This is a genomic window from Pseudomonas sp. CFII64 (assembly GCF_000416235.1).
Taxonomy (GTDB): domain Bacteria; phylum Pseudomonadota; class Gammaproteobacteria; order Pseudomonadales; family Pseudomonadaceae; genus Aquipseudomonas.
Genome location: NZ_ATLO01000053.1, coordinates 48,690 through 67,745, shown reverse-complemented (window position 1 = coordinate 67,745; position 19,056 = coordinate 48,690). Strand labels below are relative to the sequence as shown.

Annotated in this window: 14 protein-coding genes and 1 pseudogene; 9 read left to right on the top strand and 6 right to left on the bottom strand. The window is 53.2% G+C overall.

The genetic code is table 11. The features are described 5' to 3' along the window. Positions 1-105: 105 nt before the first annotated feature. From gmd to CFII64_RS27810, 4 genes are read right to left on the bottom strand one after another with little or no spacing between them, the layout of a single operon-like run. Positions 106-1,152: a GDP-mannose 4,6-dehydratase gene (gmd, locus tag CFII64_RS27825; RefSeq protein WP_020294220.1), complete on the bottom strand. Its 1,047-nt coding sequence runs from the start codon at positions 1,150-1,152 to the stop codon at positions 106-108. Next, positions 1,149-2,561 (bottom strand): TolC family outer membrane protein, encoded by a 1,413-nt coding sequence (locus tag CFII64_RS27820; RefSeq protein WP_020294219.1) that lies wholly within the window; start codon positions 2,559-2,561, stop codon positions 1,149-1,151. The genes gmd and CFII64_RS27820 overlap by 4 nt, the downstream gene beginning before the upstream one ends. Then, on the bottom strand, positions 2,558-3,883 hold the full coding sequence (locus CFII64_RS27815) for an HlyD family type I secretion periplasmic adaptor subunit (RefSeq protein WP_020294218.1): 1,326 nt from the start codon (positions 3,881-3,883) through the stop codon (positions 2,558-2,560). Before CFII64_RS27815 ends, CFII64_RS27820 begins: the two co-directional genes overlap by 4 nt. A gap of 14 nt (positions 3,884-3,897) precedes the next feature. Then, positions 3,898-5,637 (bottom strand): type I secretion system permease/ATPase, encoded by a 1,740-nt coding sequence (locus tag CFII64_RS27810; RefSeq protein WP_020294217.1) that lies wholly within the window; start codon positions 5,635-5,637, stop codon positions 3,898-3,900. Between the two features lie 282 nt (positions 5,638-5,919). Here CFII64_RS27810 and CFII64_RS27805 point away from each other — a divergent pair, with 282 nt between their 5' ends. The 7 genes from CFII64_RS27805 to CFII64_RS27780 all read left to right on the top strand — a co-directional run bounded on the left by CFII64_RS27805 (position 5,920) and on the right by CFII64_RS27780 (position 14,663). Next, positions 5,920-7,050, top strand: a complete 1,131-nt coding sequence (locus CFII64_RS27805) for a glycosyltransferase family 4 protein (protein ID WP_020294216.1) — start codon at positions 5,920-5,922, stop codon at positions 7,048-7,050. A 166-nt stretch (positions 7,051-7,216) separates the two neighbouring features. Next, positions 7,217-8,209 (top strand): glycosyltransferase family 2 protein, encoded by a 993-nt coding sequence (locus CFII64_RS27800; protein ID WP_020294215.1) that lies wholly within the window; start codon positions 7,217-7,219, stop codon positions 8,207-8,209. A gap of 4 nt (positions 8,210-8,213) precedes the next feature. Beyond that, positions 8,214-8,927: a bifunctional 2-polyprenyl-6-hydroxyphenol methylase/3-demethylubiquinol 3-O-methyltransferase UbiG gene (locus CFII64_RS27795; RefSeq protein ID WP_020294214.1), complete on the top strand. Its 714-nt coding sequence runs from the start codon at positions 8,214-8,216 to the stop codon at positions 8,925-8,927. A gap of 174 nt (positions 8,928-9,101) precedes the next feature. Beyond that, entirely contained in the window at positions 9,102-11,222 is a 2,121-nt protein-coding gene (locus tag CFII64_RS27790) for a DUF6311 domain-containing protein (RefSeq protein WP_020294213.1), read from the top strand. Positions 11,223-11,295: 73 nt separating this feature from the next. Then, positions 11,296-11,694 carry a GtrA family protein gene (locus CFII64_RS29595; protein ID WP_084488327.1) on the top strand — a complete coding sequence of 133 codons (399 nt, stop codon included), beginning with the start codon at positions 11,296-11,298 and terminating at the stop codon, positions 11,692-11,694. 38 nt (positions 11,695-11,732) lie between these two features. Beyond that, positions 11,733-13,811: a DUF6311 domain-containing protein gene (locus tag CFII64_RS27785; protein WP_020294211.1), complete on the top strand. Its 2,079-nt coding sequence runs from the start codon at positions 11,733-11,735 to the stop codon at positions 13,809-13,811. Between the two features lie 354 nt (positions 13,812-14,165). After that, positions 14,166-14,663 carry a hypothetical protein gene (locus CFII64_RS27780; protein ID WP_020294210.1) on the top strand — a complete coding sequence of 166 codons (498 nt, stop codon included), beginning with the start codon at positions 14,166-14,168 and terminating at the stop codon, positions 14,661-14,663. A gap of 460 nt (positions 14,664-15,123) precedes the next feature. Here CFII64_RS27780 and CFII64_RS29950 read toward each other — a convergent pair whose 3' ends face one another. After that, positions 15,124-15,216 carry a hypothetical protein gene (locus CFII64_RS29950; protein ID WP_020294209.1) on the bottom strand — a complete coding sequence of 31 codons (93 nt, stop codon included), beginning with the start codon at positions 15,214-15,216 and terminating at the stop codon, positions 15,124-15,126. Positions 15,217-15,392: 176 nt separating this feature from the next. Here CFII64_RS29950 and CFII64_RS30665 point away from each other — a divergent pair. Both CFII64_RS30665 and CFII64_RS30660 read left to right on the top strand, forming a co-directional pair. Beyond that, positions 15,393-16,523: pseudogene (locus CFII64_RS30665) on the top strand (cache and HAMP domain-containing protein); the annotation flags it as partial. 15 nt (positions 16,524-16,538) lie between these two features. Further along, the gene (locus tag CFII64_RS30660; RefSeq protein WP_371106478.1) at positions 16,539-17,384 is read left to right on the top strand and encodes a methyl-accepting chemotaxis protein; all 846 of its coding nucleotides are present in this window, start codon (positions 16,539-16,541) and stop codon (positions 17,382-17,384) included. 619 nt (positions 17,385-18,003) lie between these two features. Here CFII64_RS30660 and CFII64_RS27765 read toward each other — a convergent pair. Beyond that, positions 18,004-18,771, bottom strand: coding sequence for a replication initiation protein (locus CFII64_RS27765; protein ID WP_020294207.1), 768 nt, complete (start codon positions 18,769-18,771; stop codon positions 18,004-18,006). Positions 18,772-19,056: the final 285 nt, after the last annotated feature.

Sequence of the window (19,056 nt, the reverse complement as noted above, 5' to 3'; positions counted from 1 at the left end):
ACAGGCCGGAATCAGGCCCTGCACGGTATGGGCATCCGCTTGCGGAGCCTGGAGTACTGGTCACGCGTTGGCGTTCGGGTCGGCTGGCACCAGAGGCTGGGTCACTCAGAACGAGGTACCGCTCTTGTTGCGTTTGAGGTCCGCATCAACCATCAACTGGCACAGCTGCTCCAGGGTGGTCTTGGCTTCCCAGCCGAGCACGCGCTTGGCTTTTTCCGGGTCGCCGATCAGCAGTTCGACTTCGGAAGGACGGTAGAACTTCGGATTGACCTGAATAACGGTTTTGCCGGTATTGGTGTCGATGCCGTGTTCGTTGTCGGCGCTGCCTTTCCATTCCAGATTGATGTCGACGGCCTTGAAAGCCATGGACACGAAATCACGAACGGTTTCAGTGCGGTTGGTGGCCAGGACGAAGGTGTCCGGCTCATCGGCTTGCAGAATGCGCCACATGCCTTCGACGTATTCCTTGGCGAAACCCCAGTCACGCTTGGCGTCCATGTTGCCCAGTTCCAGGACGTCTTGCATGCCCAGAGAAATGCGCGCCACGGCGTCGGTGATCTTGCGGGTCACGAATTCTTTGCCGCGCAGTGGCGACTCGTGGTTGAACAGGATGCCGCTGGAACCGAACATCCCGTAGGACTCGCGGTAGTTGATGGTCATCCAGTGGGCATACAGCTTGGCCACGCCGTACGGGCTGCGCGGGTAGAAATCGGTGGCTTCGGTCTGCGGAACCTGCTGGACCTTGCCGAACATTTCCGAGGTCGAGGCCTGATAGAAGCGGATTTTCGGGTTAACAATGCGGATCGCTTCGAGCAGGTTGACCGCGCCCAGGCCGGTGATTTCAGCGGTGGTCAGCGGCTGGTCGAACGACACGCCCACGAAGCTCTGAGCGGCCAGGTTGTAAACCTCGGACGGCTCGGCTTTCTGTAGCAGGCGAATACTGGCGCTCAGGTCAGTCAGGTCGTGTTCGACCAGTTCCAGGTTCGGGTGATTGGCGACGCCGACTTCTTCAAGACGCCAGAAATTGACCGAACTGGTGCGACGATAGGTGCCGTAAACCTTGTAGCCTTTTTCCAGCAGCAGCTGGGTAAGGTAAGCGCCGTCTTGACCAGTGATACCGGTGATAACTACGGATTTGCTAGGTGCATTCATTGCTTCGAGTTCCGGTCGGGGACTGGGTCCGTTTTACTGTTGTTGCTCAACCATACGTTTACGCTTTGGACGCTTTCTTCGGAAAGCTTGCCGGCCCAGCGATTGAGGATGAACAGATTGGTAATAAAGTCGTACTGGGTCTTGAGCAGGTCGCGACGAGCCTTGAACTCGTTTTGTACGCTGGTCAGGACATCCACGGCATTCACTACACCATACGTGAAGGCTTTCTCGGAGGCGATGCTCGACTGCTCAGCTGACGCCAGGGCATTACGATTGGCGCGTATTTTTTCGACGCTTGAGTCTGCGGTCAAGTACGCATTGGTAGTTTCTTTGACCACCTGGCGACGAGTCGCCTCCAGTTGCTGCTCGGCAGAAACCTGCTCCTGATACAAACCACGAGCCCGAGCCGAAGTAGAACCACCACTGTAGATGGGCACGGACAGCTGCAGGCCGGCTACATAACTATCGGTTTTCGGCGCCAAGGCATTGTTATAGCCTTCGTTAGTGTTCTGCGCACTCAAATTCAGAGACAAGGTCGGATAATGGCCGCCCTTGCCTCCGCGTACGCCCGCTTCTGCTGCCTCAACGGCACTCTGGTTGGCTTTGATTGATGGGTTATCGGTCTGCGCTAACTCCACCCAGCTGTCCAGGCTTTCGTCCGAAACTTTGAGCTCGACGTCACTGCGAACACGGCTGAGTTTTTCTTCCACAGGACGACCGACGATTTCCGACAGCGCAGCCCGACTCAAACGGACCTGATTACGCGCGTCCACTTCCTGGGCAGCCAAGGCATCGACACGAGCCCGCAGGTCCAGGACGTCCGTGATCATTGCGTACTTCTTCTCATACAAGGCGTTGACCCGGTCGAGGTTTTTTTGCGTGGCACGGCGCTCGGCCTGCACCAATTCAAGCTCATCGTCTGCTGCCAGCGCGGCAAAGTAACGCTGTGCCAAGTCGACAGTCGCTTCGGCCTGAGCTTCATCTGCTTCGGAAAGCGATTGCTTGGCCATGCTTTTGTATTTCTGGTAGTTCTCCCAAGTGGCCTTGTTATAGAGCACCTGACTCAAACCAATGCTGTAGTTCTCGCTGTTGTAGATCTGATTGACCTGTTCGTTGACCTGCTTGATGCGATTGGCACCGGCATTGGCAGAAATCTGTGGCAACAGGGAGCCGAATGCTTCTTTTTGATGCTCTTTACCCGCTTCAGTGCGGGCATAGGCAGCGAGTACACGTGGGTCTTCCAGACGAGATTCGCGGTACAGCTGCATCAGGTCCGCTGAATACTCTTTGGCGCTGATACCGGTCGGCGCCGGCTTGGGCGTGGACGGTTCGGCGGTTTTCGGCTCGGCAGCGTGCACCTGCAGTGCCAGTAAGCTCCAGGTCAGGCATGTAAACAGGCGCATTTTCATTGCTCGATCATCGATTCAGCGATGGCATTGCGCGCTGGTTGCAGAATGTATTGCAGCATGGTGCGCTTGCCGGTGTTGATCAACACGTCGGCAGGCATGCCCGGCTGCAGCTTGCGATCCCCTAACTTGCGTGCACCGGCTTCGGTGACTTCGACCCGCGCCAAGTAGTAAGGCTGGCCAGTGCGTTCATCGGTCAGACGGTCTGCCGATACCTGCGTGACCATGCCTTCAATGGGTGGAGTCGTCGCGCTGTTGAACGCGCTGAATCGGATGTCCGCGAGCTTGCCGATGGCAATACGGTCGATATCTACCGGCTGAACATGAGCCTCGACGACCAGATCAGATACTGAAGGCACGATGTCCAGCAATGGCGTCGCTGGACGCACAACACCGCCAATGGTGTGTACGGTCATGCCGATGACCATGCCGTCATCCGGGGCACGAATAACGACGCGGCTCAGACGATCCTTGAGAGCTGCGGTACGTTCTTGCAGGTCATAGGCCTTGGTTTGTACATCAGCCAGCTGCTTGGTGACTTCAGAGTTGAAGTCCTTGTTGATCTGCAGAATCTGCAATTGGGTTTCGTTGATCTGCAAACGGGTCTTGGTAATGGTCGAGCGATGGTCGGCCACTTCGGACTTGAGCATGTCGAGCTTGCGCTCCTGCTCCAGCAAACGCTGTTTATCCACAAAGCCTTGTTTCAGCAGTTCGTCGAGTTCGCCGATTTCCCCACTGTAGGATTTGCCCAGATCGTTTTTGGTACCGATCATGGAGTCGGTGCCTTTGATTTGCTGATTCAGCTGACCAATACGCTCTTGCAGAACGGCGATCTCACCCAGACGCGAGCCACGACGGGCATTGAACACTTGGGTCTCGCTGTCACGCGCTTCCTGACCGCGCGGCGTGTTGGCTGGCAACAGCGCCCCAAAATCGATCTCAGACTTGCCGTCGCGTTCAGCACGCAGGCGCGCCTCCATGGCTTTGGCCGCTACCAGCTGGCTGTAAGTCGTGTCATATTCAGCCTTGAGCTGAGCATCATCGAGCACAATGATCGGATCGCCTTTCTTGACCATATCGCCATCATGGAAGAGCACGTCTTTGACGATGCCACCTTCCAGATGCTGAACGGTCTTGCGGTAGCTTTGCACGGTGACCACGCCCGGCGAGTAGGCGGCGCTGTCCAGCGGTGCAAATGCGGCCCAGGAGCCGAAGATGCCAAAGGTCACGAAGACAATCCAGAAACCGACGCGCCGGGTCTTGGTATCGGATACCGGAACGCCATCAAAGATGTCGGCGGTTGTAGTGAGCGTATTTCGGGTCATCGACAATCTTCCTGTCAGACGCTGGTAGGCGCTGCGTCTGAAGCAACCTGGGCTGCTTTTTGTTGAGCTGCGAGATGTTGGGCGTTGAGTTCAGCCATCACTTGTTCACGCGGACCATACATGCTGATCCCGCCTGCACTCATGACCATGAGACGGTCGAGCTGCGACAGGATGGTCGTGCGGTGCGTGATGACGAAGATCGTCGAGCCACTCAGTTTCATGTGCATGATGGCCTGGGCCAGCGCTTGCTCACCGGTGTCATCAAGGTTGGAGTTAGGCTCATCAAGAATGATCAGGCGCGGCGAGCCATAAATGGCGCGAGCCAGACCGATTCGCTGACGCTGACCTCCGGAAAGGTTGACGCCATCGCTGCCAATGACCGTGTCGTAGCCTTCAGGCAGCAACAGAATCATTTCGTGAACGCCGGCGATACGTGCCGCGCGGATCACTTCGTCAGCGTTGATATCGGCGAAACGCGCAATGTTCTCGCTGATACTGCCTTCGAACAACTCGATGTCCTGTGGCAGATAGCCAACGTGCGGCCCCAGCTCGTTCTTATCCCAGTTGGCAATATCAGCACCATCCAGACGAACAACGCCATGCTGCGGAGTCCAGATGCCCATCAAGGCACGCGCCAGGGTGGACTTGCCGGAAGCACTCGGACCAATGATGCCAACCACTTGACCAGCGGGGACCGTGAAGCTGATGCCTTTGATGATCGGCGTCTTGCCGCCCGGGGCACTGATGATCAAATTCTCGACCACAACGTGACCTTCCGGTGCAGGCAAAGCCATGCGCTCAGGTTCTGATTCCTGCTTATCGAGGATTTCATTCAAGCGAGCATATTGTGAACGCGCCGAAATAAAGCCTTTCCAGCTGCCAATGATCAAATCCAGAGGCGCCAGGGCACGACCCAGCAATACAGAACCGGCAATCACCAGACCTGCACTGATTTCGTGATTGATCGCCAGATAGGCACCCAGGCCAAGAATCAGGGACTGCACCAGCATCCGGAAGGTCTTGGAGATGTTGGCCATCAATCCGCCCTTGTCACTGGCGATCGATTGCAGGGTCAGGACCTTTTTCTGGCGGTGTGCCCAACGATCGATCAGGGTATTGAGCATCCCCATGGACTCGATCACTTCGGCATTACGCAGGTTCTTGTTGGTGTAAAGGCTGGCGGCAATGTTTTCTTTGTTCGCAGCGGCCAGGGTCGCACCGGTCATCTTCTCGTTCAGGATCGCGAAGATCACCAGGATGATGGCACACACAATTGCCATCCAGCCGTACCACGGGTGGAACATGAACATCACAGCGATGTAGATCGGCAGCCACGGGGCGTCAAAGAACGCAAACAAGCCATTGCCTGTCATGAACTGACGCAGGCCTGTCAGGTCGTTCAGAGCCTGGGCCGAAGAATCCATACCACCGCTGTCCAGTGCACGCTTGAAGCTTGCGCGGTACAGGTCACGGCTCAACAGGATATCGAGCTTGCTGCTGACACGAACCATGATCCGCGAGCGAACGAGCTCAAGGGCACCCATGGTCACCATCAGAACAGTCATGATGATTGTCAGCATCACCAGCGTAGAAACGCTGCCGCTGGTCACCACTCGTCCGTAAACCTGGAGCATATAAAACGTCGGGACAAGCATCAGGGCATTGATGAATAAGCTGAAGAAGCCAACCGATATGAAACTGCTCTTACAGGCCTTCAAAGCAGCCTGCAAGCTGTTTTCATGTGTACTGCGCATAATCTCAGAACTGCCAAGAGGGGTATGGAAAAGCGCGCGAGTGTACCATCCGCCTAACTGGTAGGAAATGAAAAAGGATTTAATGTAAACAGTCTGCATGCCTTTTCGATGTAGGCAATTTCCGATTTTTTATTGTTGCATGGCCTTCAACGCCAAAGGTAAAGTCCGCGACTAGCCAGTTTCAGGCCATTATTTCTGCAGGCAACGGCCAGCAAAACAAGCCGTTCTGTATCTTGTGCGGACACTAGTACTCCACCTTTAAATGCTTCAGTTAGGGTCGTCATGCGTATTCTGCATTTTTTCAAAACCTATTACCCTGACACCACCGGCGGCATCGAGCAGGTTATTTTCCAGCTCTGCCAGGGCAGCCGCGCCTTTGGCGTTGAAGGCCAGGTACTGACGCTGAGCCCTAACCCCTCCCCTGCCCGGCTGCAGGTTGCCGATCATCAGGTCACCCGGGTCAAAGAGAATTTCCACATTGCTTCAACCGGTTTTTCCCTGAAAGTGTTCAGCCAGTTCAAGGAAATGGCCGCTGAGGCCGATCTCGTTCATTTTCACTTTCCGTGGCCCATGATGGATCTGGTGCATTTCGCTACGCGTCATGGCCGACCGACGGTACTCAGCTATCACTCGGACATCATCAAACAGCGCACATTGCTCAAGCTCTATGACCCGCTGATGAACCAGTTGCTCAAGAGCATGGATCGCATCTTGGTGGCTTCGCCTAATTATCTGGAATCCAGCGAAACACTCAGGCCGTTCAAAGACAAAACGACGGTGGTTCCCTACGGACTTGATCAGTCGGCATACCCGATAGTCTCGACGCAAAAACAGGAGCAATGGCGCAACCGAGTGCCGGAGAAGTTTTTCCTGTTTGTGGGTGTGCTGCGTTATTACAAAGGTCTGGACAGCCTGCTCAGCGCCCTTGAAGGCGTGGATTATCCGGTGGTGATCCTCGGCGGCGGTCCGCAGGAGCAAGAACTCAAGGCTCAGGCGGAAAAGCTGCAGTTGCAAAATGTGCTGTTTCTGGGTCGGCTAGATGATGAAGACAAAGCCTGCCTGCTGCAGATGTGCTACGCGCTGGTGTTCCCTTCGCATCTGCGTTCCGAGGCATTCGGGATTTCCCTGCTGGAAGCCTCGATGTACGGCAAGCCGATGATCTCCTGTGAGATCGGTACGGGCACCACGTACGTCAACATCCACGAAGAAACCGGTCTGGCCGTCCCGCCCAATAACCCGCCGGCCTTGCGGGAAGCGATGCGCAGGCTTTGGGATAACCCCGAGCAAGCTCAACAATTCGGGCGTACAGCCAAGGCTCGATTCGAACAAAAATTTACTGCCCGACGAATGTGCGCGAGTACTACAGAGGTTTATCAGAACTTGCTGAGCAGCCATGCAACGGCTCCTCTGTAGCTGCGTGCATACCCGCGAGATACCCTGCGTTAATGAATACGCGTCTTAACCGTGATAAGTTTGCGCGCTAATCAGATTGGGAGCGGACAAGCAACTGGACGTGCCGCGCCCAGTTGGCTTGTCCGCTCCCGACCCACACCTCACATTGGCTGAATACAGACCCTCAATGGAACAGACATTAACCAACTCAAATACTCCGGATGTCGAAGGCCCTGATACCTCGGTGGTAAAGCTTTCTTTGGTCGTTCCTGTTTACAACGAAACGGAAACGGTCAGTTTGTTTCTGGACGAAGTTGGCAAGGTGTTCAAGGATCAGCCCTGCGTAGATGTGGAGATCGTGTTCGTCAATGACGGCAGCACGGATGACACACTGGAACAGCTGCTGATCTGTCAACGTACTGATTCTAGGGTCAGGATCGTCGATTTGAGCCGTAACTTCGGCAAAGAGGCAGCACTGACGGCCGGCTTGCAGGCTGCAGCCGGGCAAGTCGTCGTGCCCATCGATGTCGACCTGCAGGATCCTCCGGAGTTGATTCTGGAAATGATCGCCAAATGGCGTGAAGGGTATGAAGTGGTCCTGGCGAAACGCGCCAACCGCGACTCAGACACCTGGGCTAAGCGTGCCTCGGCCAGTTGGTTCTACAAAATTCACAACAAGATGGCTGATCCACAGTTGCCCGAAAACGTGGGGGATTTCCGCTTGATGGATCGCTGCGTCATCGAGGCTCTGAAGGACCTTCCGGAATCACGACGTTTCATGAAAGGCCTGTTTGCCTGGGTCGGTTTTCGCACTACCTGTGTGGAATACACCCGACTGGAACGTATCGCCGGCACTACCAAGTTCAACGGCTGGCGACTATGGAATTTCGCGCTTGAAGGCGTGACCAGCTTTAGCACCGACCCGTTGCGGATCTGGACTTACCTGGGTTTCGGGGTGTCACTCATCTCGTTTTTATTCGCGACCTTCATCGGCCTGCGAGTCCTTATTTATGGAGCAGACGTTCCAGGCTATGCCTCTTTGATGGTGGCTGTGACCTTCCTGGGCGGACTGCAATTGATGGGCATTGGCGTGATAGGTGAGTACCTGGGCAGAACCTATCTGGAATCCAAGCGCCGTCCTGTCTACCTGATCCGCCGCGTTTACGACCCTAAGGATTGAATCAATGGACCTGAAAGAAACGGAAATTCTGGGTGCTGATATTGCCGGGCATTGGTATTACAGCTCCAAAGCCAAGGCCATGAGCCGGCTGCTTGGGACTATAAAGCCCTCGAAAATCCTCGATGTAGGCGCAGGGTCGGGGTTTTTCTCGCGCTATCTGCTCAACCATACGAACGCTCAGGAAGCCTGGTGCGTGGACATCAGTTATGACGCCGACTCTGATGCCCAGGAAGCTGGAAAAGCGGTCCACTACCGCCGTTCAATCGATTCAATCGATGCAGATCTGGTGCTGTTGATGGACGTGCTTGAGCACGTCGACGACGACGTAGGGCTTTTGCAGGACTACGTGAACAAAGTACCAACGGGCAGTCAGTTTTTGATTACGGTCCCCGCATTCCAGTTTTTGTGGAGCGGCCACGATGATTTTCTTGAACACAAACGCCGCTACACCTTGAACCATCTTGAAGACGTGGTGCGACGCACCGGACTAACCGTCAAACAAGGCACTTATTATTTCGGCTCTGTGTTCCCCATTGCCGCCACGTTACGTCTGGCGCAAAAACAGACCGGTGGTGCAAAGCCTGCTCAGTCTCAACTGACCAAGCACAGCCCCTTGGTCAATACCGTCCTGAAATCCCTGTGTGAGGCCGAGTTGCCCTTTATGAATTTCAATCGTACGGCAGGGCTGACCGTTTTTTGTCTGGCTCAGAAAGCATAAGTAATGTGGGAGTATGGACCGGTTCTTCTGGGGCTCCATCTCAGGTTTTCCAGTCACCATGTTGATCTCACGGGGAGCGCAGTTACTAGAACTCGGCGCTCTGACCCGCTTTCTATTCGTTGTACGTTCGCTTGCGAACTTCAACTTTGTGCTTCACCACTTTTGGACTTATAGATGACTGCCTGGACAAAAATACCCCTTCCTTTATGGCCGTTTTTGTCGATCATGTGTGGTCTCATAGCGTTTATGCTGATCACAGGCGGTCATATTCTGTGGCCGCAGAATGTGGGTTGGTTGATGGATGGAGATCCCGCCACTCATTTGTTGGGATGGGAGTTTTTTCGACACTCTCCTTTCTGGCAGTGGCCTATCGGTGCCAATCCTGATTATGGGATGGAAATTGGCAGTTCTGTAGTTTTCACAGATTCGATTCCGCTCATGGCCTTTATCTTCAAGCCCCTTGGCTTCTTGCTGCCTGAGACTTTTCAATACATCGGCATCTGGATAGCACTTTGCTTTTCTCTTCAGGCCTACTTCGCCTGGAAACTACTCTCCTTACTGACCGAACATAAATTGCTTTCCCTGGTTGGGAGTCTATTTTTTATCGTGGCGCCCATTGGGCTTTTTCGCTTAGGTGTCCACTATGCCTTGTTCGGGCAGTGGGTCATCATTGCGGCTCTCTATTATTATTGTGACGGCCGCTCCCTCGCCAGACGCTGGGGCATTCTGTTAATTGTTACATCACTTATTCATGCCTATTTGTTGGCCATGGTCCTCGCGATCTGGTTAATGGATATCGTGCAGCGTCGGTGGCTAAAACAACGGACTACGGCACGCAGTCTGGTTCATATCATTTCAGGCTTCGCCCTCGTCGCCTTCGTCATGTGGGCAGCGGGCTATTTCATGCTCAAATCCGGCGTGCAAAGCACCGGATTCGGCTTCTATCGCATGAATTTACTGGCCTTTATCGATACCGACAATGTCTGGTCCCGCATGCTCCCCGATCAGCCGGGACTGGGTGGAGATTACGAAGGCGCCAGTTATCTGGGAACCGGCATGCTCGGGCTTGCGGTCGTGGCGCTTGGCACGTTGCTAACCAAGATCAAAACACCGTGGGGGTTGCGCGCGTTACCCCTAGTCATACTGAGTGTGCTGCTATTTATTTTTGCGCTGTCGGATCACATAGCGATTGGCAGTAGCGAAGCGTTTCAGTATGCATTGCCGACCTTCACCCGACCGTTAACAGATACGTTTCGGGTATCAGGAAGGTTCATCTGGCCTGCCTATTATGCGCTGTACCTCGGTATCTTCTATTTGATATTCAAGCGTTTGAAACCTCAACACGCATTGATCGCGTGCGCCGCTATGTTCGTTGTGCAGACCGTCGACATGAGTAAGGCGTGGCCCAATCTACGTGAAGTGTTAAGCCGTGCCCCAGCCCCGGGATCACTATTGGAATCGCCCGTCTGGAAAGACCTCGGCGCGCACTACAAAAAAATAATCTATGTATTGCCGGTTAATTCAGCGCCCCAATGGCGTCCTCTTACAGAACTGGCCGCAGCTCACCAGATGGCAATCAATATTGGCTATTTCGCAAGGGTCAACCCGGACATCGAAAAAGCCGCGCGCGAGACACTCATTGCATCAGTGTCTGCCAATGAATTCCAGAAAGATGCGTTGTACGTCTTCGAAAACGATTTCCTGTGGACTCTGGCTGCAAACCGTCTTGCACCATCAGACGTTGCCGGGGTGCTGGATGGCTACCGGGTTCTTGCGCCCGGCCTGAATGACTGCAAAACCTGCGTACCAACAACAGCATCCCGAATCGTTGCTGAGAAAAATAGCACCTATGACTATGCCTCCGGGCCTGTGCGCTTTGCACCTGGAGAAAAAGGTCTTGCGTACCTTGTTTACGGTTGGGGGACTGCGGAAAACTGGGGCACCTGGTCCAGCGGCAACAGCGCTCTGATTCGTATGAACTTGCCACCGGCAAGCATGGATCGCGACCATACCTTGTTCATTGAGGGCAACGCGTTTCTTTCAGCGAAGCATCCGGTGCAAAACGTCGAGGTTTTGGTGAACAGGCATCTATTGGCGACGATGAAGTTCGAGCTGAACGTTGCCAGCGGCACACAGTCAATTTCCATTCCCAAACAACTCATAAAGGATGCAGGCGCACAGCTGTCCATCCTTTTAAAATTCAAAGATGCCATTTCACCAGCAGACGCCGGCGCTTCTTCAGATGCCCGAAAGCTGGCATTGGGCATCAAGACACTGGAAATCAGGCCTGATTAGGCTTTGTAAGCTGACACCGGGGGCGGATGAGACGCCCCTTAGCCCGTTTTTGAGAGGAGAGTAATACAACGTAATGGATACATTAGACCAGCCTTCTGCAGCTCGCTTGTTGCTAAAGCGAACCCTGCGATTCGGCGTAACAGGACTTTTCGTGACAGGCGTGCATTTCGTAATTGCTACCCTGATTATTCATTATGTTCTGTCAAACCCTTCTATTGCCAATGGCATCGCTTTCTGCTGCGCCACGATGCTTTCCTATCTCCTGCACACTGTATGGAGTTTTTCCGCCAAACTGCACGGAAAAACATTATTCCGTTTCGTTGTTGTTTCTATCGTGGGCTTATTACTGTCACTTACCATCCCTCTAGGTGTGCAGTACCTTGGCTTCAGTGCCTTGATAAGTACCTGCGCTGTTATTTTTTTACTGCCTCCAGTTAATTTTATACTGCACAACTTTTGGACATATAAATGATACGTTCATCGTCCCGCCTTAGAGATCCCTGGATCCTGATGCCAATAGTTATCGGCGTTGTGTTATTCTTTCTTGTTACGGGAGGAAAAATATTAAATCCTCTCTACGTTGACTGGCTGATGAAAGGCGATCCAGCGCAGCACTTGATAGGGTGGCAGTTTTTTCGCTCGACTCCTCTCTTACAGTGGCCTTTAGGGGCTAATCGCGCTTTTGGTATGGAGTTAGGAAGTTCTATCGTTTTCAGCGATTCAATACCGCTCATGGCTTTCTTGTTCAAGCCTTTCAACGCGATACTCCCTGAGCAATTTCAATACACCGGAATATGGATCCTGATTTGCTTCTGCCTTCAGGCCTATTTTGCCTGGAAATTACTTTCTTTATTTGTCACGGACAAAATCCTTCTGGTTATCGGCTGTCTTTTCTTTGCCATGGCACCGGCCAGCGTCTGGCGCTTGCACGCGCACTTTGCCTTGTTCAGTCACTGGGTATTACTCGCCGCCCTATACCTCTATTTCTCAACCCGGTTCTCGAAGTTGCGCTGGGCGGCCCTGCTCATTGGCGGGGTCCTCATTCACGCCTATCTCGTTGTCATGCTTTTAGCCATCGCAAGCGCTGACCTCGTTCAACGCCGATGGGTAAAGCAGATATCTACAGTTCACGTCGCGGGATACGCGTTTACTGGCTTTGTCCTAGTGGCTTTGGTCATGTGGGCCGCCGGCTATTTCATGGTAGGCGCAGGGGTTGCGGATATCGGTTTTGGCTTTTATCGAATGAACCTTCTGGCACTGATTGATCCTGATGACCTATGGTCTAAAGTCATCCCTGATCAGACACTCACAGCAGGGGATTATGAAGGGTTTAATTATCTAGGCGCGGGCATTATTGGGCTTGTCGTTTCCTCGATGGCGGCGCTGCTTATAAAACCCACTCGTCAAGGGTATCGAGCGGCAACCAAAGTACCGTTAATCCTTTTATCCATATCGTTATCCATGTATGCGATTTCATCTCACATCGCAGTGGGTCAATCCGAGGTTTTTGCCTTCGCACTTCCTCCATTGGCCGACCGTATCACCAATACATTCAGGGCATCCGGACGTTTTTTCTGGCCGGTCTATTACCTTATTTATTTCACCGTTTTCTATATTTTAATGACACGCTTGAAGGTAAAACTGGCCATCGCGCTAACATCGCTGATGCTCGTTTTTCAGGTGTGGGACACTGCCAACGCCTGGTCGTTCTTCAGAGTCAAAATGACGGATACGCCCGCTTGGGACTCGCCCATGACGTCTTCCCTCTGGAAAGATTTTTCCCAGCGTTATAAGTCCGTCATTCTGGTGGTTCCAGGGAGTTTAAGTACGGACTGGATTCCCTTGGCTCAGTTTTCAGCCGCTCACAGGATGATTACCAACACCGGTTATTTCGCCAGAGTAGATCCTTTGGTAAAACTTCAGATGCAGGACCATTTGAAGCAAACCGTCGCGTTTCATCAATACGATCCAGACTCGATCTACATTTTTGAAGACGACGCGCTTTGGGCTACGGCCTCGCAGTCTGTAGCAGAGGACGACGTGGCGGGGGTACTTGATGGATTCCGATTTTTGGCCCCAGGGCTCAAACACTGTGCAAGCTGCGATATAAGCACTGTTGTTTCGGTGGCCGATAGTAATAAAGCTCCCTACAGCTCTGGAGTTCTATCTTTTCAGCCGGGAGGCTCAGGCGTTGAATTCCTTTCTTCAGGCTGGTCTGCTCCGGAAGGAGCGGGTACTTGGTCAGAGCAGCGATCAGCATCCATAAATCTCGAATTACCCAATGTACCAAAAAGGAAATTGGCGCTCTATTTAACTGCTCGTGCTTTTTTATCCAATGCACACCCCCTTCAGGACATCGAGGTGAGTATTAATGGTACGCCGTTGAAAACAGTCCGATATTTTCTTCCAGACCCTTCTGGGCTTCGCGTTATCCCAATCCCTGAAACGCTGGACTTGTCTGCATCTGAACATCTGCAGGTTAATTTTAACTTTAAAAATGCCATAACACCCTTAGAACTAGGGTTGTTTATCGATGGTCGGCCTTTGGGTATCAATATACAATCACTAGAATTGAAATCAATTTATTAATTATTATAAGTCAAAGGCTATATCACAGCCATCTACCGCCTTGGACTCGCTCCAGTTTTAGATGGCTGAGCATAGCAGACGCCTAATGATGTTTATGCTGGGAGCGCAGGCGGCACCAATCCGCTTGCTCTTGGAGGGCTTGGTCTATGGCTTTCACTGCATCTAATTCCCGGGTTTAACGGGAACAAGTGGAGAGAATCAAACTTGGCAAATCGCGGATTTACTAAATCGGGCACATTTGAATCTAAATCTGCAGAAGCAGCAATTGCTCAATCAGATGGATCAGGGGCCTAACAAGCTGACGTCGCTTGGCGGCGCAGCTTTAATCGGACGTCAGGGCGCTGGGGGAAAGCTATGCGCGATCTATTGAAAGCTATTTTTATTCTCGTACTTGCCCTGACATCAGGGCGGGTGCTTGCGGATCTACCTATTGCTCTAGTGGCTGAGGCGCGTCTACCGTATGACTACTCACCGTCTAACTACGATAACTCTCCAAGCAACTATAACAACTCCATAAGCAACTACGATAACAGTCCGTCTAATTATGACAATTCGGAAAGTAACTACGACAACAGCGCATCCAACTACGAGAACAACCGCAACGGGAACCGCAGGATTATCTATAGTTCAAATGGTTCCGGAACCTTCGCTGGCTACTACGCTATTGCTGACAACGGCACAACAAATTTCTTCTCGCCATCTGGAAAGAGAATGTTCTACACGCCGAAAGGCGGTCGAGGTGTTTTTTGCGGAAAGGATGGGAGCTTCTGCGGGGCGCTAGCAGTCGTTGACGGACAGTTTTCTCTTGCGCTCACTGAGAATGGCATCAAGGTAATGTTTCTGAGCAACTAGCCTGGCGCCTAACAATTCATTCAAGCCGAACCCGCTTCGCGGGTCTGCTTAATTCAGGCGTTAGCAAGCTGCACATTATCCAGTCGGAGGAGGAGCCTCTGTCCATTGCAAAGCTCGGCTGGTACTCGATCACGCATCCTACCGCACTCATAGAAAGGCTTACGATTGGTGAATATGCGCCATACCTTCGCTGCTTGTAGAGACGCCTAGGGTATAGGCGAGGTTGGATAGGCTTTTTACTCCAAACAGGTTTTACCATTAATCCCGTTATGTGCCGACTTTATGGCTCCCACCGCATGTTAGCGTCAGGCTTTGGGGATGGCGATTTACCCAATCCGATTGGATGCGTTTCGTCGTTGGATCGGATGCGCTGTGCAGTCCATGGCGGGCCTTAACCTTTTCTGCCAATCAGCTGTCCGAGTGCTCAAGCACAGCAACTTCCTGCGGTGACCAAGTGAGGTCACACCTGAATTCGTTCCACTTCATCCAGGCTTATGGTGTCCCGACGTCGGTCGTACAAGTCAGTGGTGCGGGTCGAGGCATGGTTGGCCATCGCGCCGCGTTCTCCAGCGTGCCTCCATTTTTCAGGTATGCCGGCTGGGCGCTCAACCGAGTCTCTGATCAACGGTATGTACTGACCTATCCTCCCCATCTCAACTCCCCTGCCCTCCAGCCGATAGCGTGAAGACCCTTATCAGAAACGTCCTTCACACCGATTAGAGGCTATCGATGAAAACCGTCCAGGCTCGCTACACCGTGATTTTCATCATACTGATTGCCGCCATCGCGCTGATGACCGAGCAGGGTATCGAGCATTTCGTTGCGCCGAAGATTCAGGCCACCGAGGAGCAGGTGGTGTTGCACAAGGTCGATCAAGTGGCCACGCGCATTCTGACGGATCTGGCTCGGGTCGAGGCGCAATCGCGGGGCATCACCCAGGCGGTACCGTTGCTGGACAGCGACGGCATTGATCGGGTCATGCCGGGGCTGATCGATCAGTACGGGGACACCAAGGTGTTTGGCGGCGGGATCTGGCCGATGGCACAAATGCGTACGCCAGGCCGTAACAAGCACAGCACCTTTTATCATCGGGATGCTTCAGGGAAGCTGGTGGTCAGCACCTACTGGAACTCTGATGCGGCGCCTAACTACTACGAGCAACCGTGGCACAAAGCTGGCCAGAATGCCCCAAAAGGGCAATGCGCGTGGGCGGCGGCTTATCAGGATGCGGCCAGCCCGCAACCGCGCACCAACTGTGCAATGGGCATTTATAAGGACGGCGTGCTGTTCGGCGTGTCGACCATTGACGTTACCCTGGGCTTTTTCAATGGCCTGATTCAGGACAAACAAAAGGAAGTCCAGGGGCAGATCATGATCGTCGAACGCGACGGCAAGATCCTCACCAATCAGGAGACGATCCCCGGCGAGATCGTGCTCAAGAATGTCGCGGACTTCAGCAATCAGTCGCTGTTCGCCAAACAGATTCAGGAAGGCTTGCGCAGCATCTCTGGCAGCAACCTTTATCAGCAGGCCTATAAAGACCAGCAAGCCGGCGACCTGACGTTTTTCCTCAAAGCTGTGCCGGGCACGCCTTGGTTGATTGCAACCGCCCTGCCCACTTCGTTACTGACCTTGCACAGCAATGAGGTGTTGAAAACCCTTGGGCTGATTCAGATTCCACTGGTGATCCTGTTGGTGGTGGTGCTGGTTTTCGCCATCAGTCGCCTGATGAAACGTTTGACCGTGCTGCGCGGCAATATCGACACGTTGTCGTCAGGCGAAGCGGATCTGACACGACGCATTGCGATCAAGGGCGAGGATGAACTGGATGCCGTCGGTAATTCGGTCAACCGCTTCATTGCTTATCTGCAAGGCATGATGGTCGATGTGGCCGCGGCTACCAGTCAGATCTCCGGGGAACTGGTGCAGCTGCAACAGCAATCGCGACACACCAATCAAATCCTGGACCGCCATGCCTCGGAAACCGATCAGGCGGTGACGGCGATCAATGAGATGAGCGCCACGGCTGACAGCGTTGCGCAAAGCGCCAACGAAACCGCGAGCTTTACGCAAAGCGTCAACGACGCAGCGCAAAAATCCAAAGCCGTGGTCGACCAGGCGTCAGTCAGCGTTTTGTCCCTGGTGGAAGAAGTCGAGAGCGCCACGCAATACGTTCAAGGTATGCAGAGCGACGCCAAGCGCATCACCGATGTACTCGGGGTGATTGGTGGCATCGCCCAGCAAACCAATCTGCTGGCACTCAATGCCGCGATCGAAGCGGCCAGGGCTGGCGAACAAGGCCGTGGCTTTGCCGTGGTGGCTGATGAGGTGCGCGCCCTGGCCGGACGCACACAACAGAGCACTTCGGAAATCAACGAGATGCTGGCCAGGCTGGAACAGGGCGTCAACGATGCCGTGGGGGCGATGGTCAAGACCAAGGCCAGTTGCGAATCCACAGCCGATCGGACTTCACGGGTCAACGAAGGCCTGGATGGTATGGCCAGCTCTGTGCTGCGCATCCACGATCTGAGCGCACACATCGCCACGGCCGCTGAAGAGCAAAGCGCAGTGACTGAAGAGATCAACCAGAACATGGTCGCCATCCGGCATATGGTCAGTGACCTGGTGAACAGCGGGCAGCAAGCCGACAAGAGCACCGAAGCGCTGCTGGCCTCCAATGAGCGGTTGGTTATCCTGGTGAATCGCTTCAAGGTGCGCTGACTTATAGCCTGCAGCTGTAGGAAAAGCACGACTGCCTACCCTGCTATACGGCCTATCGACTACAAATTCCGGCTATGCCATTAGTCGGAATATTCCCTGCGAAAACGTTGGTTTTTGTCGGCTGTTAGTGAACAGCGCTGCGCTAATACGTTGTTTCCGGGACAAATCACGCTCTGGATCGCTGTTTTCAACCGAAGATGGCGAGCGCGAACGCCTCTACCACTGATACCCGGAAATGAAATGTGCCTTGCAGGCCGCGTAGAACGGGCTATCGACTACAAATTCCGGCTATGTAACATTTTTGAGAATATCCTGATTAGCTAGCTATATAGCTAGATAGACATCTATCTAGCTAGCCAAGACTTGGTCGGCGGGGGGTTTAACGGGCTTTTCAGGGATAAAAAACGAAGAATTCTCTCGATTCGGTCACAGTTTGACCCAGTGGTTAATACAAAACGAAAAAACCGAGGCGAGGAACAATCTGCTCAGGGGCGCGTAACAGAACGGCCAGGTGACCTGGGCTGAAGGCTATCGACTACAAATTCCGGCTATGGCAAAAAGCCTCTTTTAAGCTAGATAGATATAAAGATAGCTAGATATATAGCTATACATCACTTACTTAACTATCTGTTTCTAAAGGTAATTCATTTATCAAAACAACCTGTTCTGCTGGAATCACTTCCAGTCCGTCACCAAGGGATAGTCGCATTTGCGCAGCTTCCTGGAAGCGAAACATCAGGCTTTTGACTGTCTTGCCTTCGGTAATGGTCTGGTAGGTGATGGTAATTCCGGACTTGGCCATGATCTCGTTGATGGACGGGGCTATGACGCGCTGACGCAGGTTGTTGAACCGTTTGTAGCTGTCTCCCAGGTCCAGCAGGATGCGCAGTTTCTCGACCTCGATGATGAGCACGCCGGTGCTTTTGAACTGCATCATCAGCTCGAACAACCGGAAGCTGTGCATGGAGTTCAGGTTGGCAACGCGACGCAGATCGTAGGAGGTCAGCTTGCTGTTGAGCATCGACAGGTAGGGGATGACATCGACCGTAAAGTTAAGCGTCACCCGGCCCTCGCCTTCTGCGTAAGTCGCTTTGTAGACCCAGCGGATACGCGTGCGGTTCTTGCCGTCAAAGGTCTGGATATCGCGCTCGTAGAGGGAATCCGCCGCTTCCTTGAGGTTGGTGTAGGCAAACCGGATCGGCACGCCATAGATCTCCGCGAAGCTCGCCGCGGTCACGGTGATCTTGGAGGGCATGGGCTTGCGGGGATCAACCTGGGCAATGGCTGCCAGCAGCAGACGCTGTTCCTGAAGCGTCAGGCGATAGGACGCACTTATCAGATCATTGGCTTTGGTCACAAGCAATGATGAAGGTTCTCGGGTGGTCATCGACTAATCCTGGCGCGGTAAGGAGTCGATAGTAACAAGCTTGGGCGAGAAGTTTCTCCCCCCAATTTCATAGCCAGAATTTGTAGTCGATAGCAGGGCCATTGGCCATAGCCGGAATTTGTAGTCGTTAGATGTCAAAGAGCCATGCCCAGAATTTGTAGTCGTATACCTTGTCCGCCATAGCCGGAATTTGTAGTCGCTACACGAAAAACGCAATTCCTAGGAAAAGAATTTCCGAATGTAACCTTGGCTAAACATCGGACAAATGCCACCAGAGGTGCCATA